The following is a 22,630-nucleotide window of genomic DNA, read 5'->3' on the forward strand; positions in this document are numbered from 1 at the left end:
TGGCGCCGCGTTGCGACCCGCTACGACAGGTGCCCGAAGGTCTTTCTGTCCGCCATCGCTCTCGCCGCAACTGTCATCTTCTGGCTTTGAAAATTAACGAGTCTGGAGCCTAGGGATGCACGGGCGTATCCCCCGTATCCTTCAACTCCTCTATGAACCAACTGGTGTCATGGCCGCGACCCCCGAGGAGCCAGTCCACGTCCGTCAGGCTGCTCAGCAATGCTCTTGCACCGATGTCATCGCTGACCTGACCCGCCGTGGCGAACAGGTTAAGAGACCGGCCTTTTCTGTCGCAAATAGCGTACAGCTTGGTGTTCCGTTCTGGGGTAAAAACTGACAGTTTCTTCTTCCCGCGAACCCTCTGGTCCGACCAATCATGACGGTCTTCGTTTCGCCGCGCTCGGACGCCAGGTCAGCCATCATCGGGGCGAAGACGCCCTTGTCACTCCAGCGCTTCCAATGATTGTAGCGCGTCTTGTGGGACCACGGGCTGCATGCGCAGCACGCCATCGCAAGCCATTGCGATTGACGAATACAATGCCGCTCGAGGCACGCCGGCCATCGATTCGTGGCTTGCCATGGCTCTTGGGAAAGAACGGCCGCAGCCGCGCCAACGGTTCGTCGCTCAGCCAGAAAGGATTGCTCATCATGCCTCTATCTTTGCAACGGGGAATCGCCCCGTTAGACGGAAAGCAATGGGTCCTGACCCTAGGACGGGGATCAGTCCACGCGCACCCGGTATTCAGGCTGGCCTGCGACATCGGCGGGCACGGACATGACGCAGCCATCCTCGGGGGTGGGGTCGTCCAGGCCCTGCGTGGCCGATGTCACGAACAGGCGCGTCAGTTCCGGTCCGCCGAAAGCGGGGCAACTGACATGGCGGGCGGGCAGGTCGATGGCGCGGTCGAACCGCCCCTCGGCGTCATATCGCGCGACGCGGGACGCGCCCCATTGCGCGGTCCAGAAGCCGCCCTGCGCGTCGATCACCGCGCCGTCGGGGTTCAGCCCCTCGGCCGACAGGTCCAGCCAAGGCTGCGGGTCGCCCGCGGGCCAGCCATCGGCATCCAGCGCGACCTTCCAGACGATGGATCGTGCGGTATCGGCGAAATGCGCGTGCCGCCCATCGGGGGGGAAGCAGATGGCGTTCGTGATGGTGATGGCGGGGAACAGGCGGCGCAGCTCGCCCCGGTGATAGCGCCAGATCGAGCCCGCGCCATCCTCGGCGTTCAGGCCCATCGTCCCGATCCAGAAGCCCCCCTGCGGGTCGGCGCGGCCATCGTTCGATCGCGTGACCGGGTTGTCGGCCTCGAGCGCGACAAGCGGACGGCTGCTGCCGTCGCGCAGGTCGAACAGCGACAGCGCGCGGCTGGAGGCCACGATCAGGCGGTCGCGGTCCACGATCCCCGCCGCCGAGACGTGATCCTCGAACCGCCATTCGCGGCGTTCCCCGCCGGGTTCGCGCATGAACATGCGCCGCCCCAGGATGTCGAACCAGATCAGCGCGTTGCGATCCGAATGCCACAACGCGCCCTCACCCAGCTGGCACTGCCCCGCGTCGAAGATCATGCGGCGACCTTGTCCCATGCGGCGACCATGCGGCGCGCCTTGTCAGAGACCACCTGCGGCGTGTCGCCGGGCTTGTACATGGACGAGCCGATCCCGAAGCCCGCAGCGCCCGCCTGGCGCCACTCGGCCATGTTGTCGGCGGAAACCCCGCCCACGGCCCAGCAGTCGACATCCTTGGGCAGCACCGCCCGCATCGCGCGCAGGCCGACGGGGCCGATCAGTTCGCCCGGGAACATCTTAAGCCCGCTTGCGCCCGCATCCAGCGCCACGAAGGCCTCGGACGGGGTCATGACGCCCGGAAAGCTGTCCATCCCCTCGGCGCGGGTGGCGCGGATGACATCGGCGTTGCAATTGGGCGACAGGACCATGCGACCGCCTGCACGGGCCACGTCGCGGACCTGTTCCACTGTCAGGACGGTGCCTGCGCCGATGGTGGCGTCCTGTCCGAATTCGCGGGCCATGACGGCGATGCTGTCGATGGGATCGGGCGAATTCAGCGGAACCTCGATCCGGGTGACGCCGGCCTCGATCAGGGCGCGGGCGATGGCGGAGGCCTCGGGCGGGGTCAGGCCGCGCAGGATGGCGATGAGGGGTCGTGACATGGATCAGCCTTCCGATCTGAAGCGGTCATGGGCGGCGTTCAGGCCCGCAAGCGTCGCATCCTCGACCGAGACGCTGCGCGGGGCCAGGCCCTGCGCCGTCAGGGCTTCGGCATAGAGACGCGCAAGGCCGGATGCGCCGATGATGGTGATGTCGCTGCCCAGCCACCAGGGCTTGGTCGCGGCCAGTTCCCAGCCGATCAGCGTGCCCGACAGGCGGGCGCGGGCGACGGGCGCGGGCAGTTCGCCAAGCAGCCCCTCGGCGCGGATCTGGAACAGGCCGCCATAGCCGCGTTCGGGGCGCGCGATGGCGTCGGACACCGCCGACAGGAAGGTCGGCAGGTCGCAGCCATCCGTGCCGACCGAATGGCGCAGCACGGAATGGCCCGCGATCAGACCGAAGATCTCGCCTGTCATGACGGACTTGAAGTTGCAGATCTCGCCGGCCGAGATGCGGACCCATTTCGTATGGGTGCCGGGCAGGCAGATCACGCCGTCGAATTGCGGATCGGCGGCCAGCAGGCCCGCGATCTGCGTTTCCTCGCCGCGCATCACGTCGGCGGGGTCGGTCTGCTTGACGCCGCAGACGATCCGCACGGGGCGGCCCCCCGGATCGCCCGGCACCGCGACGATGCGCGGCTGGGCGGGGCAGGGCACGGCGGCATAGGGGGCCTCGGACCAGCCCTGACGAGAGCCCACCATGCCGCAGGCGATGACGGGGACGGCGGGCCATCCCTGCGTGGCCTCGGCCAGGACGGCGGCGAAATCGTCGGGGGCAAGGCCGCCCATGCCGCGCGGGTCGGTCCGGGCCTCGACGGGCGCGCGGCCCGACATGGCCCACAGCCTCAGGTTGGTCGTGCCCCAGTCGGCGGCAATCCAGTCGATCGTTCCTGTCACAGACGCTCTCCTTCGATGACGGCGATGGACTGCGGGAAGGCGGGCGGCAGTGCAACCCCCTGCGCCATGAGAACCGCCCCCGAGACGCGGATTTCCCCGTCCGTCAGCGCCACATGCGAGGTGGAGTGCCGCGACGGAGCCTCGATCATGTGCAGGCGATAGGTGGCCTGAGGATCCAGCCCGGTCAGCCGCAACAGCGGCGGCTGCAGCGCGACGGGCGCGGTGATCTGGGCCGCGAACAGCACGAAGCGCGATCCGTCGGCGGCCAGCTGCATCTCGGCCAGCGCGTCGTCGGGGCGGTCCAGCCGCCAGATGTCGCCCGCCATCATCCAGTCGCGATTGGCCTTCCACCAGGCGGTGACGCGGGTCAGGGTCGCGGCCTCGTCCTCGGTCAGCTCGTGCGGGTCCATCTCGAAGCCCATGTGCCGCTGCGCCGCGGTCCATGCGCGCAGGGCCATCGGCAGGACGCGGTGGCTGGTGTGGCAGTCGCGCGGGCCGACATGGCTGCCGGTCGCGCAGGCGGGCAGCAGCGATGCCGCGTGGTGCTGGATGCGCAGCCGTTCCAGCGCGTCGTTGCTGTCCGACAGCCAGACCCGTCCGCAGCGGGTCAGGATGCCCGCGTCGATGCGCCCCCCGCCCGAGGCGCAGCTTTCGAATTCGACCGCCGGATGCGCCGCCCGCAGCCGGTCCAGCAGGGCATAGACGCCGCGTGTCTGGGCCGCGTCGGGGAAGGGGGTCAGCCGGTTGTGGTCCCATTTCACGTAATCGATGTCGTTGCCGGACAGCACGGCGTCGATGCGGGCGAACAGGTGGTCGCGCACGTCCTCGCGGCTCATGTCCAGGTGCAGCTGGTTGCGGCCGCGGATCTGGTCGACCGGTCCCATGACCCAGTCGGGATGGGCGCGGTGAAGGTCGCTTTCCTCGTTGATCATCTCGGGTTCGAACCACAGGCCGAAGCGCATGCCCAGACCGCGGACGTGGTCGATCAGCGGGCCGAAGCCCTCGGGGTGCTTGCGCGGGTCGATGACCCAATCCCCAAGCGACGAGGTGTCGTCGTCGCGCAGCCCGAACCAGCCGTCGTCCAGCACGAAACGCTCGGCCCCCAGTTCGGCGGCGCGGTCCGCGATGCGGCGCAGCTCGGCCTGGTCGTGGCGGAAATAGATCGCCTCCCACCCGTTGTAATGGACGGGGCGAGGCTGGCGCGCGGGCGGCAGGTTGTCGCGGATATGGCGCTGGAACGGGATCGCCGTGCCGTTGAGGCCCCCGTCGCTGCGCGCGACGATCATCTCGGCGGTGGCAAAGACCGTGGCGGGGGCGCGTTCCGATCCGGTGACATGGCCCAGCTGCAACTGGCGGCGACCCTCGGGCAGGGTCTCGACCACCATGCGGTGACCGCCGGACCAGCCGTAATGGATGGCCGCATTCTCGCCCCGCGTGTTGGTCGTGCCCTGGGTCGCCAGGATCATGTGCGGCGGATGTTCGTGACCCGATCGTCCGGTGCGGGCCTCGCGCACCCGCATCCCGTGGTCGAGGACCGTGGTGACCGGCTGCCATTCGCGCGTCCAGCGGCCCGCGAATTCGGTCAGCCGGTCCAGATGCGCGGGCAGGGGCAGCGCCCCCGCCGTCAGCCAGTGCAGCCGGATGGGCGCGTCCGACCGCAGGCTGGCCGAGAACCCGACCAGCCCGTGATCCAGCGCGCGGATGGTGAAGTCCAGCGCCAGCCCCTGCGCGACATGGCGCAGGATCAGCGTGTCGCCGTCGCGATCCGCGCGGTCGAAGCGCCATTCGGGCGCCAGTTCCGCGCCGTCCGCCCCGAAGGCCACCAGCCCTGGCTGCCCCGGAAAGCTGCGCCGCGCCTCGGGGGTCAGGGACAGGGGCGGCACCTGGTCCAGCATGCCGCCGGTGATGCCGCCGCGCCCCGCCGCGACCATCGCGGCCAAGTCGGTATCCTCGGGCAGGGGCGCGCCCCAGTAGTGGCAGCAGGCAAGCCCGCCATCGGACCCGAACACGAAGGTCTGGGTCGGGGTGTCGATCCGCCAGAAGCTCATTTCACGGCACCGAGCGTCAGGCCGGCGATGAAGTGGCGCTGCATCAGGAAGAACATCAGGACGGGCGGAAGCGCCGCCAGGATCGACCCCGCGCTGACCAGGTGCCACGCCGCGATCCACTGCCCGTTGAGGCTGTTCAGACCCGCCGTGATCGGCTGCGTGCTGGCACCCGTGGTCAGCACCGTCGCCCAGAAATAGTCGTTCCAGATGAAGGTGAAGATCAGCACCGACAGCGCGGCGATGGCCGGACGCACCAGAGGCATGACGATGTGCCAGAAGATCTGCCACTCGGTCACGCCCTCGACGCGGGCGGCCTCGATCAGTTCCTTGGGCAGGGCCTTGATGAAGTTGCGCATGAACAGCGTGCAGAAGCCGGTCTGGAACGCGATGTGGAACAGCGCCAGCCCGGTGATGCTGTTGTACAGCCCCATGTTCACCGTCAGGTCGCGCACCGGCACCATCAGGATCTGGAAGGGCACGAAATTGCCCGCCACGAACATGAAGAACACGACCATCGACAGGCGGAACCTGTAGACCGCCAGCGCGAAGCCCGTCAGGCAGGACAGCCCGACCGCGCCGATCACCACGGGGATCGTCACGCGGAAGCTGTTCCACAGGTACTGCGCGAAGGGCGAGTTGCGGAACACGTCGAGGTAGTTCTCGAAGGCGATGCGCGAGGGCATGCCGAAGTAATTGCCGGCGGCCAGGTCCCCCGAGGGGCGGAACGAGGTCAGCGCGACCCCCAGAAGCGGCAGCAGCCACAGGACCAGCATGATCGGCAGGGCGATCTTGTATCCGCGCTGCGCGGCGGGCGACAGGGTCTGGATGGGACGGGGAAACATGGGTCAGACCCCTTTCTCGTCGCGCCACATCTTCCAGATGAAGCCCGAAATGAAGATCATCATGATGGCGAACAGCACCACGGCGATGGCCGCGCCATAGCCCATGCGATAGCCGTATTCCGACAGCGCCTGTTCATACATGTAGTAGGACAGCACCCGCGACGACCCGAAGGGTCCGCCCGCCGTCATGATCGACACGAGGTCGAAGCTGCGCAGCGCGCCGATGACGGTGACGACGACCGCGATGAAGGTCGCGGGCCGCAGCTGCGGGATGATGACGTGCCACAGCATCTTCCAGCCCTTCGCGCCGTCCAGGCGCGCGGCCTCGATCTGGTCGGGGGCGACGGCGTTCAGGCCCGTCAGGTACAGGATCATGCAATAGGCGATCTGCGGCCACAGGCCCGCCGCGATGATGCCGTAGGTCACGAAGCGCTCGTCGGCCAGGATGGCCACACCGTCCCCGGTCACCGCCTCGATCAGGGTATAGAGCAGCCCGAAATCGGGCGCGTAGAACCACGAGAACATCAGGCCGACGACGACCTGGCTGATCACGAAGGGGAAGAAGAACAGCGACTTGTAGATGCGGATGCCGCGCACGGTCTGGTTCAGGAACAGCGCGATCAGCAGCCCGAACGGCACCGCCAGCATGTACAGGACCAGCCAGATGACGTTGTTCTTCAGGCTGGTATAGAACGCCTCGTCCCACCAAAGCTCGGAATAGTTGGACAGGCCGATCCAGCGCGCCTCGCCGATGCCGTCCCAGGAATGGAACGAGATCCAGAAGGACTGGAAGATCGGGATGACGACATAGACGGCGAACATCAGGATGCCGGGCGCAAGGAACAGCCAGGGCGTCAGCTGGCTGCGACGGCGCCTGCGCGGCGCGGGCGTGCCATGCGTATCGGGGGTGACGGACATCACGTCCTCCGGGGTGGGTCAGCGGATGGGAAGGGGCGGGGGCGATCCGTGCCGCCCCCGCCTTGGATGCCGATGGCGGCGCTTACTGCCCGGCCAGGCGCTGGCGCTGGCGCTCCAGCCGGTCGAGGATGTTGTCCAGGCGCTCGGGGCGGACCATGAACTCCTGGAAGCCCTCCATCCCGGCCTTGGCCATTTCCGGGCTGGCGTCGCGGTCGAAGAACTGCGCGATGCCGCCTTCGGCCGTGGACAGCAGCTCGAAGCCCTGCTGCAGATAGGGGTCCTCACCCACGCTGCTCTCGGCGTTGATCGGCAGCTGGCCAAGCGTCTCGTTCATCTTGGTCTGCACGTCGGCGCGGGCCAGGAAGGCCAGGAACAGCTTGGCATCCTCGGGGTTCTTGGCGCCCGCGGGGATGTGGATGGTGTCGGTCGGCGCATCCTCGGCGCGCGGGATCGAGGCGTCGACGGTCGGGAAGGGCATGAAGCCCAGGTTCTCGTCGGTCATGCCGCCATCCTTGAAGGCCGCGACCGCGAAGTTGCCCATGACATAGTTGGCGGCCTTGCCCTGGACCAGGTTCGCCACCGCGTCCTGCCAGTCGATGGCGGCGTGGTTGTCGGTGGTATAGGGCAGCACCTTTTCCCAGTTCGCGAAGGTCGCCTTGACGCGATCGTCGGTCCAGGGAACCTCGCCCGAGGTCAGCTGCATGTGGAAGTCGTAGCCGTTCGTGCGCAGGTTCAGATAGTCGAAGATCCCCGCGATGGGCCACAGCGCCTTGCTGCCCGTGGTCAGGCAGTCGATGCCGGCGGCGTCGATCTTCTCGCAGGCGGCGACGAAATCGTCCCAGGTCTCGATGGTGTCGGGATCGACGCCCGCCTGCGCATAGGCGTCGCGGTTGAAGTAGATGCCCCACTGGTAATAGGTGTAGGGCACGCCCCACTGCTTGCCGTCGATCGTCATCGAGGACGCGGCGGAACCCAGGCTCTCCTCCAGCCCGTTCTCGGCCCAGACGTCGGACACGTCCATGAACTGGTTCGCCTCGACGAAGGGGCGCATCCGGTTGCCCGCATACCAGTTCGCAAGATCCGGCGCGTCGGCGGTCAGGAAGTTGCGGATGGCGGTCTTGTACCCCTCGTGATCGAAGACGTTCACCTCGACCTTGATGTCGGGATGTTCGGCCTCGAAATCCGCGATCAGCTGTTCGAACGCCGCCTTGGGGGCGGGGTCGGACGCGTCGGTGTTCATCACCAGCGTGCGGGTCTGCGCGAATGCGGGGGCGGTGGTGGCCAGCAATGCGGCCATCGCCAGTCCGTGCTTGACTTGGAACATGATCTCCTCCCGAGTTGGTTCCAATATTTGAGACTTGGTTTTGAATATTGAAACTATGCGGCGAATCGACTAGCCTGTCAACAAGGGCCAGAACGGGAGGGGGACGGCGACGTGACGGCAATGGACCGCGAGACATCGGACGGAACGGTGGGTCGCACCCTAGCGGTGCTGGACCTCGTGGCCGAATACGGCCGCCCCGTCCGCTTTGCCGAGATCCTGCCGCGTGCGGGCCTGCCCAAGGCCACGCTCTATCGTTTCCTGCAGGTGCTGGCGCATCAGGACATGCTGGTCTTCGACGAGGACCGGCAGACCTATGCGCCGGGGATGCGGCTGGTGCGCCTTGCCCATTCGGCCTGGGCGCAGTCCAGCCTTGCGCCGCTGGCCAAGGACATCATCGACGCGCTGGCCGCCCGCATAGGGCAGACCGTGCACCTTGCGCAGCTGGACAACGGCGCCGTGCTGTATGTCGACAAGCGCAACGCCCAGAAACCGGTCGAGATGTTCTCGCAGTCGGGCAAGATCGGTCCGGCCTATTGCACCGGCGTCGGCAAGGCCATGCTGGCCCATCTGCCCGAGGACCGGCTGGCGCAGGCCATCGCGCGGCAGTCCTTTCACGGGCACACGCCCAACACCATCACCACCCCCGAGGCGCTGCGCGCCGAGCTGGGCGTGATCCGCGAGCGCGGCTTCGCGCTGGACGACGAGGAACACGAGGCCGGCATCGCCTGCATCGCGGTTCCGATCCTGTCGGCATCCGGGCGGATGCTGGGCGCGATCTCGGTCACCACCACCACCGCCACGACCTCTCGCGACGAATTGCTGTCGCTGGCCGGTCCCGTATCCGACGCCAGCGCGGCCATCGCCGCCGCGGCCGAGGCGTGGCGTTTTCCTGAAACCAAGCAATGAGGTCCGCATGTCCGGCGTTCAGCTGAACCGCGTCACCAAGGATTTCGGCCCCGTGCGGGTCATTCACGGCGTCGATCTGCAGGTCGATCAGGGCGAGTTCTGCGTCTTTGTCGGGCCTTCGGGCTGCGGCAAGTCCACGCTGCTGCGCATGATCGCGGGCCTGGAGGAGACCAGCGACGGCCAGATCCGCATCGAGGCCGACGACGTCACCCATGCCGAGCCCGCCGATCGCGGCGTGGCGATGGTGTTCCAGACCTACGCGCTCTATCCGCACATGACCGTGGCCGAGAACATGGGCTTCGGGCTGAAGATGAACGGCCACCCCAAGGCCGAGATCCACGAGAAGGTCGCCGAGGCCGCGCGCATCCTGAAACTGGAGCCGCTGCTGGACCGCAAGCCCGCCGCCCTGTCGGGCGGTCAGCGCCAGCGCGTCGCCATCGGTCGCGCCATCGTGCGCGGGCCCAAGGTCTTCCTGTTCGACGAGCCGCTGTCGAACCTGGATGCCGAGTTGCGCGTCGAGATGCGGGCCGAGATCGCGCGCCTGCACCGCGAGATCAAGGCCACGATGATCTATGTCACCCATGACCAGGTCGAGGCGATGACGATGGCCGACAAGATCGTCGTCCTGCGCGCGGGCCGGATCGAGCAGGTCGGCGCGCCGATGCACCTGTACGACGATCCCGACAACCGCTTCGTCGCGGGCTTCATCGGCAGCCCCTCGATGAACTTCGTCGCGGGGCAGGTGACCGACGGGCAGCTTGTCGTGCCGGCCTTCGATGCACCGGTGCCCCATTCCAACGGCAACCTTCTGGAGGGCCGCAAGGTCGAGATGGGCCTGCGTCCCGACGCGCTGAAGATCACCGGCGACGGTCCCTTCCGCGTCGAGATGGCCGAGAACCTGGGCGGCATGACCTTCGCGCATCTGACCGCCCCTTCGGGCGAGAAGCTGGTCGTGCAGACCGATCAGCGGCTGGACCCCGCGGGCGGCGGCACGGTGGGGCTGAGCTTCGATCCGGCGGCGGCCTACTACTTCGACGCCGAGACCGGGCAGCGCCTGAGATGAGCGATCTTCGGATTGGCCTCGTGGGCCTGGGCACCATCGCCCGCGCCCAGCATCTGCCCGCCATCGAGGCGACGGCGGGCATGGTGCTGACCGATGTCGCAAGCCGCAATGCGCAGGCCGAGGGCGTGGCGAACCACCCCGATGTCGATGCGCTTCTGGCGGCGGGCGGGGTGGATGCCGTGTCGCTGTGCACGCCGCCGCAGGGGCGGTTCGAGCAGGCCATGTCGGTCCTGCGCGCGAACCGCCACCTGATGCTGGAAAAGCCCCCCGGCGCGACCCTGTCCGAACTGGAGCTGCTGGCCGCCGAGGCGAAATCGCGCGGCCTGACCATCTTCGCGACATGGCACTCGCGCGAGGCCGCGGCCGTCGATGCCTGCCGCGACTGGCTGGCGGGTCGCACGCTGCACCGCACCCATATCGACTGGGCCGAGGATGTGCGCAAATGGCATCCCGGCCAGCAATGGATCTGGCAGGCGGGCGGGCTTGGCGTCTTCGATCCGGGCATCAACGCGCTGTCGATCCTGACCGCCGTGCTGCCCGCGCCCGCGCGCATGGTCGGGGCCGAGTTGCATGTGCCGTCGAACTGCCAGACACCCATCGCCGCCGATCTGATGATGGATGCGGGCCACCCCGTCACCGCGCGGCTGGACTGGCGCCAGCAGGGCGCGGATATCTGGCAGATCCGCTTCGAGACCGATGCCGGTACCGCGATCCTGTCCGAGGGCGGTGCGCGCCTGACCATCGACGGAAGCGAGATGCAGTCGGGCGGGAACCGCGAATACGCCCGCCTCTATGCCCGCTTCGGCGACCTGGTCGCCCGCGGCGACAGCGATTTCGACCTTGCCCCGCTGCGGCTTGTCGCCGACGCGTTCATGAACGGCCGCATCCATGCGGCACCCGAATTCCAGGACTGACACCATGAAGATCACCCAGATCGAAACCTTCATCGTTCCGCCGCGCTGGTGCTTCGTCAAGATCAGCACCGACGAGGGCGTCTGCGGCTGGGGCGAGCCCGTGCTGGAAGGCCGCGCCGCATCCGTCGCCGCCTGCGTCGAAGAGCTGTCGGATTACCTGATCGGCCGCGACCCGCGCCTGATCCAGGATCACTGGACGGTCATGTATCGCGCAGGCTTCTATCGCGGCGGCGGCATCCACATGTCGGCCATCGCGGGGCTTGACCAGGCGCTGTGGGACATCAAGGGCAAGGATCTGGGCGTTCCTGTCCATTCGCTTCTTGGCGGTCAGCTGCGCGACCGCATCCGCGTCTACAGCTGGATCGGCGGCGACCGTCCGGGCGACACGGCCCGCATGGCCCGCGATTGCGGCGACCGCGGCTTTACCGCCGTCAAGATGAACGGCACCGAAGAGATGCAGTTCGTCGATACCCACGCCAAGGTCGACCAGGTGCTGGAGCGCGTGCAGGCCATCCGCGACGAGATGGGGCAGGATTTCGGCATCGGCATCGACTTCCACGGTCGCGTCCATCGCCCCATGGCCAAGGTGCTGGCCAAGGAGCTGGAACCCTTCCGCCTGATGTTCATCGAGGAACCGGTCCTGTCCGAACATGCCGAGGCCCTGCGCGAGATCGCGAACCATTGTTCCACCCCCATCGCCCTGGGCGAGCGGCTCTATACGCGGTGGGACTTCAAGTCGATCCTGCAGGGCGGCTTCGTGGACATCATCCAGCCCGATCCCAGCCATTCGGGCGGCATCACCGAGACCTATCGCATCGCGTCCATGGCCGAATCCTATGACGTGGCGCTTGCGCTGCACTGCCCGCTTGGCCCCATCGCGCTGGCTGCGAACCTGCAGCTGGATGCCGTCTGCTACAACGCCTTCATCCAGGAACAGTCGCTCGGGATCCATTACAACAAGGGCAGCGACCTGCTGGACTACCTGGTCGATCCGAGCGTCTTCGACTATGACGACGGCTTCGTGAAGATCCCGCAGGGTCCGGGCCTGGGCATCGAGGTGAACGAGGCCAAGGTCCGCGAGATGGCCGCCGAGGGCCATCGCTGGCGCAACCCCGTCTGGCGCCATGCCGACGGCAGCTTTGCAGAGTGGTGATCATGCGCGAGACGCTGAAACTGAACGACGGCTGGACCTTCGCGCCCGGCCATGCCGACCCTGCCGCCGTTCTGGCGGGGCAGGCGGTGCGCCTGCCGCATAACGCGGTGGACATGCCGCTGACCTATTTCGACGAGGCATGCTTCCAGAAGCCCTTCACCTATCAGCGCGTGATCGCCGCCGATCCTGCGTGGGCGGGGCGGCGGGTCCGGCTGCGCTTCGACGGGGCGATGGCGGATTCGCGCGTCTTCGTGAACGGGGTGCAGGTCGTGGCCCATCCCGACGGCTATACCCCCTTCACCGCCGATCTGACCGATCACCTGGGCGATGGCCAGGCGGTCGTGACCGTGCATCTGGACGGGTCGGAAAACCCCGCGATCCCGCCCTTCGGCGCGCAGATCGACTATCTGACCTATGCGGGCATCTATCGCGATGTCTGGCTGGAGGTTCTGCCCGAACGCCACCTGACGAACGCGCGCATCCTGACGCCGGACGCGCTGTCGGATGAAAAGACCGTCGTGATCCGCCCCGAGGTCACCGCCCCCGGCCCCGTCCGCGCCCGCCTGCTGGACGGCGACCGCGAGATCGCCGCGGCCGAGGGCGAGGGAGAGCTGACCCTGTCGGGCCTGACCGGCCTGCGCCTGTGGTCGCTGGATGATCCGGCGCTGTACACGGTCGAGCTGACGCTGCCCGACACGGGCGACGTGACGACGCACCGCTTCGGCTTCCGCACTGCCGAATGGACCCCCGAGGGGTTCGTTCTGAACGGCCAGCCCGTCAAGCTGCGCGGCCTGAACCGGCACCAGAGCTGGGCGCATGCGGGCTATGCCGCGGGTCGCCACGCGCAGGGACGCGACGCCGAGATCCTGAAACGCGATCTGGGCTGCAACATGGTGCGCACCTCGCATTATCCGCAAAGCCCGTGGTTCATCGACCGCTGCGACGAGATCGGCCTGCTGGTCTTCGAGGAGATCCCCGGCTGGCAGCATATCGGCGACAAGGCGTGGCAGGATGCGTCGGTGGAAAACGTCCGCGCGATGATCCGCCGCGACTGGAACCACCCCAGCATCGTGATCTGGGGCGTGCGCATCAACGAAAGCCAGGACAACCACGACTTCTATCTCCGCACCAACGCGGTCGCGCGGGAACTGGACCCGACGCGGGCGACCGGCGGCGTGCGCTTCATCACCGACAGCGAGATGCTGGAGGACGTCTATACGATGAACGATTTCATCCTGGACGAATCCGAGCTGCCGCTGATCCAGCGCCCGCGCACCCCCCTGCGGTCGCAGACCGAGGTGACGGGGCTGAAGGCGCCCGTCCCCTATGTCGTGACCGAGTATAACGGCCACATGTTCCCCACCAAGGCGGGCGACCCCGAGCTGCGCCAGATGGAGCACGTGATGCGTCACCTGGACGTGCTGAACGCGGCGCATGGCGATCCGAACATCGCGGGCTGCATCGGCTGGTGCATGTTCGACTACAACACGCACAAGGATTTCGGCGCGGGCGACCGCATCTGCCATCACGGCGTCATGGACATCTGGCGCGAACCGAAATTCTCGGCCCATGCCTATTCCAGCCAGAAGCCGCAATCCGAGGGCGTGGTGATGGAGCCGGTGACCTTCTGGGCGCGGGGCGAGCGCAATATCGGCGGCGTGCTGCCGCTGATCGTGCTGACGAATTGCGACGAGGTCGAGTTCGAATGCGCGGGCGTCACCCGCCGCGTCGGCCCCGATCGCGAACGCTTTCCGCATCTGCCGCATCCGCCGGTCATCATCGACCACCGCCATATCGGCCCCGAGGAACTGGGCCTGTGGGGCATGAGCTGGCACCCCGGCAGCATCACCGGCCTGATCGACGGCAAGCCCGTCGCGCGGCGCGATTTCGTGGCCGACCCGCTGCCCACCACGCTGCAGGTCGCGCCCGATCTGGACGCGGTTCCGGCGGATGGCGATATCGACCTGCGGGTGATGATCCGTGCGCTGGATCAGGCGGGGAACCGTCTGCCCTTCCTGGCGGGCTGCGTGGATGTCACGGTCGAGGGTCCGGCCACGCTGATCGGCCCCGATGCGCGGCCCTTGCAGGGGGGCACCACGGGGATGTGGCTGCGCCTGACGGGGGATGCGGGACAGATCCGCATCATCGCCCGCCACCCGCAATTCGCGGATGGCGGGGCGGTCGTCACGGTCGGTCAGGAAGGCTCGATCCGGTAACGGGTGCGCTGCTGCCAGATCTCGCCCGGGCGCAGGATCGCGTCCGGGAAATCCGGCCTGTTCGGGGCGTCGGGCCAGGCCTGCGCCTCGAACGCGACGGCGGCGCGGGGGCGGGCCAGCTGGCCCTTGTGCGCGGGGATGCCTTCGGGCGGGAAGTGCCCGCCGTCATAGATCTGAAGCCCCGGCGCGGTCGTCAGAACCGCCAGCCGCAGGTCCGACGATTGCAGCGTCGCGACCTGCCGCATCGGGCCATCCCCATCGGGCAAGCAGAAGCAATGGTCGATCCCGTCGCGTCCCAGGGTGCGCGGCTGCCGGAAATCGAAGCGCGTTCCCGCGACCGGCGCGGGGGCACCGGCCAAGGGGATGCCCGACGCATCTACCGGAAGATAGCGGTCGGCATGGACGGTCAGCATGTGGTCGGCCGCATCGCCCCCAAGCGCGAAATAGCCGTGATGCGTCAGGCTGCAGGGCGTGGCGCGGTCGCATGTCGCCTGCAGGTCGAAATCCAGCGCGCAGCAGGCCCCGTCATCCGACAGGGTGATCCGGATCGTCGCGTGGAAATTGCCCGGAAATCCCCCCGCGCCATCGGGCAGGGTCAGCGTCAGGGTCGCGCTGTCCTCGGTCGTGCGGACCTGCGTCCAGTCCCGAAGCGAGGCCGCCGCGTGGCCGCCATGCAGGCAGTTTCCCCCTTCGTTCGCGTCCAGCACATGGGTCGCGCCGTCCAGATCGAAGCGTGCCCCCGCGATGCGGTTGGCAAATCGGCCCATCATCGCGCCGACATGGGCGAAGCGGTCGGCATAGGCGGCAGGGTCCGGATGGCCCAGCACCAGCGGGCGGTCGATGCCCGCGATCCGAAGATCCTGCACCACCGCGCCGAATGGCAGCAGCGTCGCCGTCGCACGGCCCGAACGCAAGGTGATCTGTCCCATGGGCACCCCTTTTCCCCCGCGATACGACGCGGGGGCGGGGGGGGGCAAGGTCAGGACTGCAACGCCTTGCGAAGGCCGGGCAGGGTGCGGTCGAATGCCTTTTTCAGGGCAGGGCCGAACTCGCCTGGGGCAAAGCTGCGGATGCCGGAATGCGCGGCACACAGGTGGCGCAGATTGGCGCAGGTATGGGCCAGCTCGTCCACCCACGCACCCAGCTGCTCGATGCAGTCGGGGTCTCCGGTCAGCGCCTTGGACATGGTGGGGTGCATGAAGAGCTTGTCTTCGCCCATGATGCGTTTCAGCGGGCCGGGCATGGGCAGCACGTTGATCGTGTCGTCCACATGCAGCGTCGCGCTGGCCGGATGCCATGCAAGGACCGAGCCCGCATGCACGCGCTCGTTTGCGGTCGTATGCGCGATCCCGCGCGGCACGGTCAGGACGAAATCCGATGCGAAGGTGGCCGCGGCCTCGGGGGTGTCGATCAGGGTCGGCTGCCAGTCCAGATCGGGGTGCTGGCGGCGATGCCGCTCGGTCCCATAGAGCCGCGCCTGCGGAAAGTCCCGCGCGACTGCCTGGCAGTGCAGCGTGTGATAGGGATGCAGGTTCAGCACCGCCGTGACCGCACGCCCCTGGTCGGTCATCTGCATCACTTGGTCGCGGATCTCGCCCGACAGGGGATAGCTGTCCAGCATCGCGAATTCGCCCGATCCCAGCTGCACCAGCGATGCCTGCGTGCCCACGTTCAGCACGCCGCCGATCCGCAAATCGCCGCGGATGTTCCAGAAGCCGTTGCCGAGGTCGATGATCTTCTCGCTCATGTGTCTTTCCTGTTCATGCGTCCAGTGGGCTTATGCACCCGGGGGCGTTCCGAAATCGCGGTCCGTGGGCTGCGGCGCGTTCACCTGGCGGCAGATGTCGCGCAGCGCGGGCTTCATGCCCTCGACCAGGGTGGGGTGATAGAAGGGCATCGACAGAAGCTGCGGCGCGGTCGCGCCCGACTGGATCGCCCAGGCCAGCAGATGCGCCAGCGTGTCGCCGCCCGGGCAGCACAGATCCGCGCCCGTCAGTCGCCCGTCATCGTCGGCATAGATCCGCATCAGCCCCTCGTTCGTGGCCTCGACCTTGGCGCGGCCCTGATCGCCGTAATCCGAGCTGCCGCAGATGCGCCCATCCTCGGGGGCGGTGCCGATCACGGCCATCGGCGGATCGGTGAAGGTCAGCGCGAAGGCCGGGCTGCGGTCGGCAGGGGCCACGTCGGGCAGCCGGGCGGCATTGCGCCCCGCGACGGCCCCCTCGGTCGAGGCTTCGTGCAGGACCGGCGCATCGGCATTCGCATCGCCCGCGATGAAGATCGCGCTGTCGCCGCAGCGCATGGTGCGGCGGTCGAAATCCGGCATGCCCTTGTCGTCCAGCGCCAGCCCGCTCCGTTCCAGGTCCAGCCCCTTCAGGTTCGGCGGCCGCCCGGCTGCGACCAGCACGCGGTCGAAATACTCCTCGCCGCTGTCATCGTCCGAGGACCAGCGGAGGCGAATGCCGAACCCCTCGCGCTGCGCTTCGGTCTGCACGCCCAGATGCAGGTCCACGTCGCGCGTCAACGCCTGTTCCAGCGCGCGCCCGACGCGGGGGCAGCGGGCCTTGCCGACCGTGCTGCCGTGATCGAAGAGCGATACGGTGACTCCCAGCCGCGCCATCGCCTGTGCCAGCTCGCACCCGATGGCGCCGGCGCCGATGACGGCAAGGCTGCGGGGAAGGTCCTCGATCTCGAAGATGGTCTCGTTGGTCAGGACGGCCTCGCCCAGATCGCGGAAGGGGTCGGGGATGGCGTTGGCCGAGCCGGTGGCGATCACGACCGCACCGGCCCGGATGGTGCGCCCGTCCGACAGGGCCAGCAGGTCGGGCCCCGCAAAGCGTGCGCGGGCGCGGATCATCACGCCCTCGGGCAGGTTGTCATAGCTTTCGCGCGTGCCGGCGGCAAAGCGGTCGCGTTCCTCGCGCAGGCGGGCCATGACCGCGGGGCCGTCGATGCGCGGGGTGCCGGGATGCACGCCGAAGACGGGCGCGCGGCGCGCGTCATGGGCGGCATGGGCCGCCGCCAGCAGCAGCTTCGAGGGCATGCAGCCGGTATTCGCGCACAGCGTCCCGCGGAACTCGGGGTCGATCAGCAGCGTGCTGGCGCCTGCGTCCCGCGCCGCGCGTTCCGCCGACATGCCCGCCGTGCCCGCCCCGATGACGGCCACGTCGCAACGAAGATCGGGGCTGTCGGTCATGTCGTTCTCCTGGCTTGAACCTGCATGACAACATGCCGGGGGCGGCATCGTTCCCTGCGCGTCAATCAGGCGCATCCGGCGGTTGCGGCGAAAGGTCGCGCGCCGCCTGCGGGCCGTGCAGCATCTGCAACCGATATTGACAATTCCGCGTTTCGGGCAGACCATATGTACACAATTTGTACCAAGCCTAATCGCAAGGGAGAGGGGTCGAATGAATATGGACCTTTCACGCCGCAGTTTCCTGCGGCTGGCAGGTGCAGGGGTTGCAGCGACATCGCTAGGCGCGATGGGTTTCGGCAAGGCCGAGGCGGCAGAGGCGGCACATGTGCGCGCCTTCAAGCTGGCCACCATGACCGAGACGCGCAACATCTGCACCTATTGTTCGGTGGCATGCGGGATCATCCTGTATTCCAAGGGTGACCTCAAGGCGGGCGAGACCGCCGAGCTGGTCCATGTCGAAGGCGACGCCGATCACCCGACGAACCGCGGCACGCTGTGCCCCAAGGGTGCCGCGCTGAAGGATTTCGTGAAATCCGAGACCCGCGCGACCAAGCCCCGCTATCGCGCCCCCGGCGGCGGCGAATGGCAGGACATCACCTGGGACGAGGCTTTCGACAAGATCGCCCGCGCCATCAAGGACGACCGCGACGCCAACATGATCGAGCGGAACGAGATCGGCACGCCGGTCAACCGCTGGACGACGGCGGGCTTCCTTGCGGCATCTGGTTCCACCAACGAGGCCGCATGGACCACCTACAAGGTCGTGCGCTCGATGGGGATGGTCGGCTTCGACAACCAGGCACGCGTCTGACACGGACCTACGGTGGCCAGTTTGGCTCCGACATTTGGCCGTGGCGCGATGACGAACGCCTGGACCGACATCAAGAATACCGACCTCGTGATCGTCATGGGCGGCAACGCCGCCGAGGCGCATCCATGCGGTTTCAAGTGGGTGACCGAAGCCAAGGCCCGTCGTGGCGCGAAGCTGATCGTGGTCGACCCGCGCTATACCCGCACCGCATCGGTGGCGGACTACTATGCCCCGATCCGTCCGGGCGCCGACATCGCCTTCCTGATGGGGGTGATCCGCTGGTGCATGGAAAACGACAAGATCCAGTGGGAATACGTCCGCAACTATACCAACGCGGCATTCCTGGTGAAGGACGGCTTCGGCTGGTCCGACGGGATGTTCAACGGCTATGACGAGGAGACGCGCAGCTACGACATGGACGACTGGGAATACCAGATCGGCGATGACGGCTTCGCGATGACCGACCCGACGCTTCAGGACCCGCGCTGCGTGTGGAACCTGCTGCGCGAGCATGTCGACGTCTATACCCCCGAATTCGTCGAGAACGTCACCGGTACGCCCAAGGACAAGTTCCTGACCATCTGCGAGATGATCGGCGAATGCAGCGCGCCCGACCGCGTCATGACCTCGGTCTATGCGCTTGGCTGGACGCAGCATTCCAAGGGTGCGCAGAACATCCGCGGCATGGCGATGCTGCAGCTGATCCTGGGCAATATCGGCATGATGGGCGGCGGCGTGAACGCGCTGCGCGGCCATGCCAACATCCAGGGTCTGACCGATCTGGGCCTGATGTCGAACCTGATCCCGGGATACATGAACATCCCGCGCGATACGGAAATCGACTTCGAGACCTATATCGCGGGCAAGGCGAACCCGCCCCTGCGGCCGAACCAGATCAGCTACTGGCAGAACTACTCGAAGTTCTTCGTGTCCTTCCAGAAGGCCATGTGGGGCGACGCCGCCACCGAGGAGAACGACTGGGCCTACGACTATCTGCCCAAGCTGGACGTTCCGACCTACGACATCCTTCGCATGTTCGACATGATGTCCAAGGGCGAGGTGAACCTGTATTTCTGTCAGGGCTTCAACCCGTTCCTCAGCTTCCCGAACCGGGCCAAGCTGCTGAGCGCGCTGTCCAAGCTGAAGCTGCTGGTCGTGATGGACCCGCTGCAGACGGAAACGGCGCATTTCTGGCAGGATCACGGCATCTACAACGATGTCGACATGGCCTCGATCCAGACCGAGGTGCTGGAACTGCCCACGACCTGCTTCGCCGAGGACGAGGGCGCGACCGTGAACTCGGGTCGCTGGCTGCAATGGCATTGGCCGGGCGCGACCGCGCCGGGGCAGGCCAAGCCGGACACCTGGATCATGTCCAACATCTTCCTGCGCGTGCGCGAGCTGTACCGCACCGAAGGCGGCGTGTTCCCCGATCCGATCGTGAACCTGAACTGGGAATACGAGGATCCGATGGAGCCCTCGCCCCAGGAACTGGCCAAGGAGATGAACGGCCGCGCGCTGCGCGACGTCTACGACCTTGCCGATCCCGAGAAGCTGCTGGTCCCCGCGGGCGAGCAGGTCTCGACCTTCGCGCATCTGCGCGACGACGGATCGACCATGGCCGGGTGCTGGATCTTCGCGGGCTCGTTCACGCCGGAAGGCAACATGATGGCGCGCCGGGACAATTCGGACCTGGGCGACACGGGGACCTTCCTGAAATGGTCCTTCGCGTGGCCGCTGAACCGCCGGATCCTGTACAACCGCGCATCGGCGGACATGAAGGGGCGCCCCTGGGACCCCGAACGCACGCTGATCGAGTGGAACGGCGAGAAGTGGGTCGGCTTCGACGTGCCCGACACGGCACCGACGGCCAAGCCCGAGGAGGTCATGCCCTTCATCATGACGCATGAGGGGGTCGGACGCCTCTTCAGCCGCAAGATGATGGTGGACGGACCCTTCCCGACGCATATGGAGCCCTTCGAGAGCCCCGTGGAGAACGTGCTGAACCGCAAGATGCGGGGCAACCCGGCTGCGCGGATCTTCCCGGGCGACCTGGAGCAGCTGGGCACCAGCGCGGACTTTCCCTTCGTCGCGACATCCTATCGCCTGACCGAGCATTTCCACTACTGGACCAAGCACAACAAGGTGAACGCCGCCTTGCAGCCCGAGTTCTTCGTGGAGATCAGCGAGGAGCTGGCGGCGGAACGCGGCATCACCAAGGGCGGTCGCGTGCGCGTCTGGTCGAACCGCGGGCAGGTCTGGGCCAAGGCCGTGGTGACCAAGCGGATCAAGCCGATGGTCTGCGACGGCAAGCAGGTCCACGTGGTGGGCATCCCGCTGCACTGGGGCTTCATGGGCGCAGCCAAGAAGGGCTTCGGGCCGAACAGCCTGACGCCGTTCGTGGGTGACGCGAACATCCAGACGCCCGAATACAAGGCCTTCCTTGTCAATATCGAACCCGCAGCAGAGGAGCCGGTCGCATGAAGGATACCGCATCTGGCCCGACCACCGCGGTCTCGAACCCGCCGGTCCAGCCGACCGAGGCCTATTTCGACCAGGGCGACATCACCCGCATCTCGGCCACGCGGAACGTTCCGCAGCCGGATCGCGAGCTGACGAAGCTGGCCAAGCTGATCGATGTCAGCAAGTGCATCGGTTGCAAGGCCTGCCAGTCGGCCTGCGTCGAATGGAACGACACCGATCCCGGTGTCGGCGAGAACGTGGGGGTCTACGAGAACCCCCACGACCTGACGCCCGACATGTTCACCCTGATGCGCTTCAGCGAATGGGAGAATCCGGTCACGAACGAGCTGGAATGGCTGATCCGCAAGGATGGCTGCATGCATTGCGAGGATCCGGGCTGCCTGAAGGCATGCCCGGCCCCCGGCGCGATCGTGCAGTATTCGAACGGGATCGTGGACTTCAACCACGACAACTGCATCGGCTGCGGGTACTGCGTCACCGGCTGCCCGTTCAACATCCCCCGCATCTCGGATACCGACCACAAGAGCTACAAGTGCACGCTGTGTTCGGACCGCGTCGCGGTGGGGCAGGGTCCGGCCTGCGCCAAGGCATGCCCGACCCAGGCCATCGTTTTCGGCACCAAGGACGACATGAAGGCCCATGCCGCCGAACGGATCGAGGATCTGAAATCGCGCGGCTACGACAATGCGGGTCTCTATGACCCCGAGGGCGTGGGCGGGACGCATGTGATGTATGTCCTGCATCACCGCGACCAGCCCGGTCTCTATGCCGACCTGCCCGAGGAGCCGCGCATCTCGCCGGTGGTCGAGGGCTGGAAGGGCGTGACCAAGACCGCCGGCCTTGCGGCCATGGGCATCGCCGCCGTCGGCGCGACGCTGCACGGTCTGTTCGCCCGCCCGAACGAGGTCGAGGAGCATGACGAGATCGAGGCCGATCGCATCGTCGACGGGCAGGAACCGCGTGACGGGGGGCAGGTCTGATGGCGCGTCCCCAATTCTCGGAGCGTGGCGATCACATCGCCAGCCATGAACCCATCCGCGTCAGCCGCTATCGCGGCTTTACCCGTGCGAACCACTGGGTGACGGCGGCCTGCCTGATGGTGCTTGCGATCTCGGGGCTGGCGCTGTTCGATCCGGCGCTGTATTTCCTGACCGGCCTCTTCGGGGGCGGTCAGACCACGCGCTGGCTGCATCCCATCGTGGGGGTCGTCCTGTTCGTCAGCTTCGCGCTGATGTTCGTGCAGCTGTGGCGGCTGAACCTGCCCCGGCGCGAGGACGCGAAGTGGATGGCCCATATCGGCGATGTCGTGAAGCAGAACGAGGACAAGCTGCCCGAGCTGGGGAAATACAACCCCGGTCAGAAGTTCGTCTTCTGGGGCATGTCCGGCCTCATCATCCTGCTGATCGTCACCGGCGTCGCGATCTGGGAACAGTTCTTCCCCGGCCTCGTGTCGATCCCGGTGCGGCGCATCGCGGTGCTGGTCCATGCGCTGTCGGCGGTCGCGATCATCCTGGTGTTCATCGTCCACGTCTATGCCGCGATCTGGACGCGTGGCACGCTGCGTGCGATGACGCGGGGAACCGTGACGGGCGGCTGGGCGTATCGCCATCACCGCAAGTGGCTGCGAGAGATCGCGGCGCGTGACAACAAGGGTCCGGCGGAATGATCCGCCGACCCGACTTTCGTGGCCGGT

The 22,630-nt window shown here is 67.1% G+C and carries 18 protein-coding genes and 2 pseudogenes; 9 read left to right on the top strand and 11 right to left on the bottom strand.

Features of this window, described 5'->3' with window-relative positions; genetic code table 11:
* Positions 1–90: pseudogene (locus QMZ16_RS09780) on the top strand (IS5/IS1182 family transposase); the annotation flags it as partial.
* A 40-nt stretch (positions 91–130) separates the two neighbouring features.
* On the opposite strand, the pseudogene QMZ16_RS09785 reads toward QMZ16_RS09780, so the two are convergent.
* From QMZ16_RS09785 to QMZ16_RS09820, 8 genes and pseudogenes are all read right to left on the bottom strand, one after another.
* Positions 131–647 (bottom strand): annotated as a pseudogene (locus tag QMZ16_RS09785) (transposase); the annotation flags it as partial.
* Between the two features lie 73 nt (positions 648–720).
* Positions 721–1,566, bottom strand: a complete 846-nt coding sequence (locus tag QMZ16_RS09790; protein WP_282603090.1) for an SMP-30/gluconolactonase/LRE family protein — start codon at positions 1,564–1,566, stop codon at positions 721–723.
* Entirely contained in the window at positions 1,563–2,168 is a 606-nt protein-coding gene (locus tag QMZ16_RS09795) for a 2-dehydro-3-deoxy-6-phosphogalactonate aldolase (RefSeq protein WP_282603091.1), read from the bottom strand. Before QMZ16_RS09795 ends, QMZ16_RS09790 begins: the two co-directional genes overlap by 4 nt.
* 3 nt (positions 2,169–2,171) lie before the next feature.
* Positions 2,172–3,062 (bottom strand): 2-dehydro-3-deoxygalactonokinase, encoded by an 891-nt coding sequence (locus tag QMZ16_RS09800; RefSeq protein WP_022706240.1) that lies wholly within the window; start codon positions 3,060–3,062, stop codon positions 2,172–2,174.
* On the bottom strand, positions 3,059–5,110 hold the full coding sequence (locus tag QMZ16_RS09805; RefSeq protein WP_282603092.1) for an alpha-galactosidase: 2,052 nt from the start codon (positions 5,108–5,110) through the stop codon (positions 3,059–3,061). The genes QMZ16_RS09800 and QMZ16_RS09805 overlap by 4 nt, the downstream gene beginning before the upstream one ends.
* Positions 5,107–5,952, bottom strand: coding sequence for a carbohydrate ABC transporter permease (locus tag QMZ16_RS09810; protein WP_022706242.1), 846 nt, complete (start codon positions 5,950–5,952; stop codon positions 5,107–5,109). The genes QMZ16_RS09805 and QMZ16_RS09810 overlap by 4 nt, the downstream gene beginning before the upstream one ends.
* A 3-nt stretch (positions 5,953–5,955) precedes the next feature.
* The gene (locus QMZ16_RS09815) at positions 5,956–6,870 is read right to left on the bottom strand and encodes a sugar ABC transporter permease (protein WP_282603093.1); all 915 of its coding nucleotides are present in this window, start codon (positions 6,868–6,870) and stop codon (positions 5,956–5,958) included.
* 82 nt (positions 6,871–6,952) lie between these two features.
* Positions 6,953–8,194, bottom strand: coding sequence for an extracellular solute-binding protein (locus tag QMZ16_RS09820; RefSeq protein ID WP_022706244.1), 1,242 nt, complete (start codon positions 8,192–8,194; stop codon positions 6,953–6,955).
* A gap of 120 nt (positions 8,195–8,314) precedes the next feature.
* On the opposite strand from QMZ16_RS09820, the gene QMZ16_RS09825 reads away from it, so the two are divergent.
* Genes QMZ16_RS09825 through QMZ16_RS09845 form a run of 5 tightly spaced genes read left to right on the top strand, consistent with a single transcriptional unit; the run spans position 8,315 to position 14,446 of the window.
* Positions 8,315–9,100: an IclR family transcriptional regulator gene (locus QMZ16_RS09825; RefSeq protein ID WP_282603202.1), complete on the top strand. Its 786-nt coding sequence runs from the start codon at positions 8,315–8,317 to the stop codon at positions 9,098–9,100.
* A 7-nt stretch (positions 9,101–9,107) separates the two neighbouring features.
* Positions 9,108–10,163 (top strand): sn-glycerol-3-phosphate ABC transporter ATP-binding protein UgpC, encoded by a 1,056-nt coding sequence (gene ugpC, locus QMZ16_RS09830; RefSeq protein WP_282603094.1) that lies wholly within the window; start codon positions 9,108–9,110, stop codon positions 10,161–10,163.
* Positions 10,160–11,077, top strand: coding sequence for a Gfo/Idh/MocA family oxidoreductase (locus QMZ16_RS09835; protein WP_282603095.1), 918 nt, complete (start codon positions 10,160–10,162; stop codon positions 11,075–11,077). The genes ugpC and QMZ16_RS09835 overlap by 4 nt, the downstream gene beginning before the upstream one ends.
* Positions 11,078–11,081: 4 nt before the next feature.
* Positions 11,082–12,230, top strand: a complete 1,149-nt coding sequence (gene dgoD / locus QMZ16_RS09840) for a galactonate dehydratase (RefSeq protein ID WP_282603096.1) — start codon at positions 11,082–11,084, stop codon at positions 12,228–12,230.
* A 2-nt stretch (positions 12,231–12,232) separates the two neighbouring features.
* The gene (locus QMZ16_RS09845; protein WP_282603097.1) at positions 12,233–14,446 is read left to right on the top strand and encodes a glycoside hydrolase family 2 TIM barrel-domain containing protein; all 2,214 of its coding nucleotides are present in this window, start codon (positions 12,233–12,235) and stop codon (positions 14,444–14,446) included.
* On the opposite strand, the gene QMZ16_RS09850 is transcribed toward QMZ16_RS09845, so the two are convergent.
* Genes QMZ16_RS09850 through QMZ16_RS09860 form a run of 3 tightly spaced genes read right to left on the bottom strand, consistent with a single transcriptional unit; the run spans position 14,425 to position 17,642 of the window.
* Positions 14,425–15,375: an aldose epimerase family protein gene (locus QMZ16_RS09850; protein ID WP_282603098.1), complete on the bottom strand. Its 951-nt coding sequence runs from the start codon at positions 15,373–15,375 to the stop codon at positions 14,425–14,427. The genes QMZ16_RS09845 and QMZ16_RS09850 overlap by 22 nt on opposite strands.
* Positions 15,376–15,425: 50 nt before the next feature.
* On the bottom strand, positions 15,426–16,193 hold the full coding sequence (locus QMZ16_RS09855; RefSeq protein WP_282603099.1) for a hypothetical protein: 768 nt from the start codon (positions 16,191–16,193) through the stop codon (positions 15,426–15,428).
* A 30-nt stretch (positions 16,194–16,223) separates the two neighbouring features.
* Positions 16,224–17,642: a dihydrolipoyl dehydrogenase gene (locus tag QMZ16_RS09860; protein WP_282603100.1), complete on the bottom strand. Its 1,419-nt coding sequence runs from the start codon at positions 17,640–17,642 to the stop codon at positions 16,224–16,226.
* Between the two features lie 211 nt (positions 17,643–17,853).
* Between QMZ16_RS09860 and fdnG the strand changes: the two genes are divergently transcribed.
* Genes fdnG through QMZ16_RS09875 form a run of 3 tightly spaced genes read left to right on the top strand, consistent with a single transcriptional unit; the run spans position 17,854 to position 22,603 of the window.
* A complete protein-coding gene (gene fdnG / locus QMZ16_RS09865) occupies positions 17,854–20,937 on the top strand; it encodes a formate dehydrogenase-N subunit alpha (RefSeq protein WP_282603101.1) in 3,084 nt (1,027 codons plus the stop codon).
* Positions 20,934–21,917 carry a formate dehydrogenase subunit beta gene (gene fdxH, locus QMZ16_RS09870; RefSeq protein WP_282603102.1) on the top strand — a complete coding sequence of 328 codons (984 nt, stop codon included), beginning with the start codon at positions 20,934–20,936 and terminating at the stop codon, positions 21,915–21,917. Before fdnG ends, fdxH begins: the two co-directional genes overlap by 4 nt.
* Positions 21,917–22,603 (top strand): formate dehydrogenase subunit gamma, encoded by a 687-nt coding sequence (locus QMZ16_RS09875; RefSeq protein WP_282603103.1) that lies wholly within the window; start codon positions 21,917–21,919, stop codon positions 22,601–22,603. The genes fdxH and QMZ16_RS09875 overlap by 1 nt, the downstream gene beginning before the upstream one ends.
* The last annotated feature ends 27 nt before the right edge of the window (positions 22,604–22,630 follow it).

Source organism: Paracoccus sp. PARArs4 (genome assembly GCF_947311865.1).
GTDB lineage: Bacteria > Pseudomonadota > Alphaproteobacteria > Rhodobacterales > Rhodobacteraceae > Paracoccus > Paracoccus zeaxanthinifaciens.

Bases quoted from the DNA above. Each gene is read 5' to 3' on its own strand.
- QMZ16_RS09855 (WP_282603099.1), bottom strand. From the start codon at position 16,193: ATGAGCGAGAAGATCATCGACCTCGGCAACGGCTTCTGGAACATCCGC.
- QMZ16_RS09795 (WP_282603091.1), bottom strand. From the start codon at position 2,168: ATGTCACGACCCCTCATCGCCATCCTGCGCGGCCTGACCCCGCCCGAG.
- QMZ16_RS09810 (WP_022706242.1), bottom strand. From the start codon at position 5,952: ATGTTTCCCCGTCCCATCCAGACCCTGTCGCCCGCCGCGCAGCGCGGA.
- QMZ16_RS09815 (WP_282603093.1), bottom strand. From the start codon at position 6,870: ATGTCCGTCACCCCCGATACGCATGGCACGCCCGCGCCGCGCAGGCGC.
- QMZ16_RS09875 (WP_282603103.1), top strand. From the start codon at position 21,917: ATGGCGCGTCCCCAATTCTCGGAGCGTGGCGATCACATCGCCAGCCAT.
- QMZ16_RS09835 (WP_282603095.1), top strand. From the start codon at position 10,160: ATGAGCGATCTTCGGATTGGCCTCGTGGGCCTGGGCACCATCGCCCGC.
- QMZ16_RS09860 (WP_282603100.1), bottom strand. From the start codon at position 17,642: ATGACCGACAGCCCCGATCTTCGTTGCGACGTGGCCGTCATCGGGGCG.
- QMZ16_RS09825 (WP_282603202.1), top strand. From the start codon at position 8,315: ATGGACCGCGAGACATCGGACGGAACGGTGGGTCGCACCCTAGCGGTG.
- dgoD (WP_282603096.1), top strand. From the start codon at position 11,082: ATGAAGATCACCCAGATCGAAACCTTCATCGTTCCGCCGCGCTGGTGC.
- QMZ16_RS09850 (WP_282603098.1), bottom strand. From the start codon at position 15,375: ATGGGACAGATCACCTTGCGTTCGGGCCGTGCGACGGCGACGCTGCTG.
- QMZ16_RS09820 (WP_022706244.1), bottom strand. From the start codon at position 8,194: ATGTTCCAAGTCAAGCACGGACTGGCGATGGCCGCATTGCTGGCCACC.
- QMZ16_RS09845 (WP_282603097.1), top strand. From the start codon at position 12,233: ATGCGCGAGACGCTGAAACTGAACGACGGCTGGACCTTCGCGCCCGGC.
- QMZ16_RS09805 (WP_282603092.1), bottom strand. From the start codon at position 5,110: ATGAGCTTCTGGCGGATCGACACCCCGACCCAGACCTTCGTGTTCGGG.
- ugpC (WP_282603094.1), top strand. From the start codon at position 9,108: ATGTCCGGCGTTCAGCTGAACCGCGTCACCAAGGATTTCGGCCCCGTG.
- QMZ16_RS09790 (WP_282603090.1), bottom strand. From the start codon at position 1,566: ATGATCTTCGACGCGGGGCAGTGCCAGCTGGGTGAGGGCGCGTTGTGG.
- fdxH (WP_282603102.1), top strand. From the start codon at position 20,934: ATGAAGGATACCGCATCTGGCCCGACCACCGCGGTCTCGAACCCGCCG.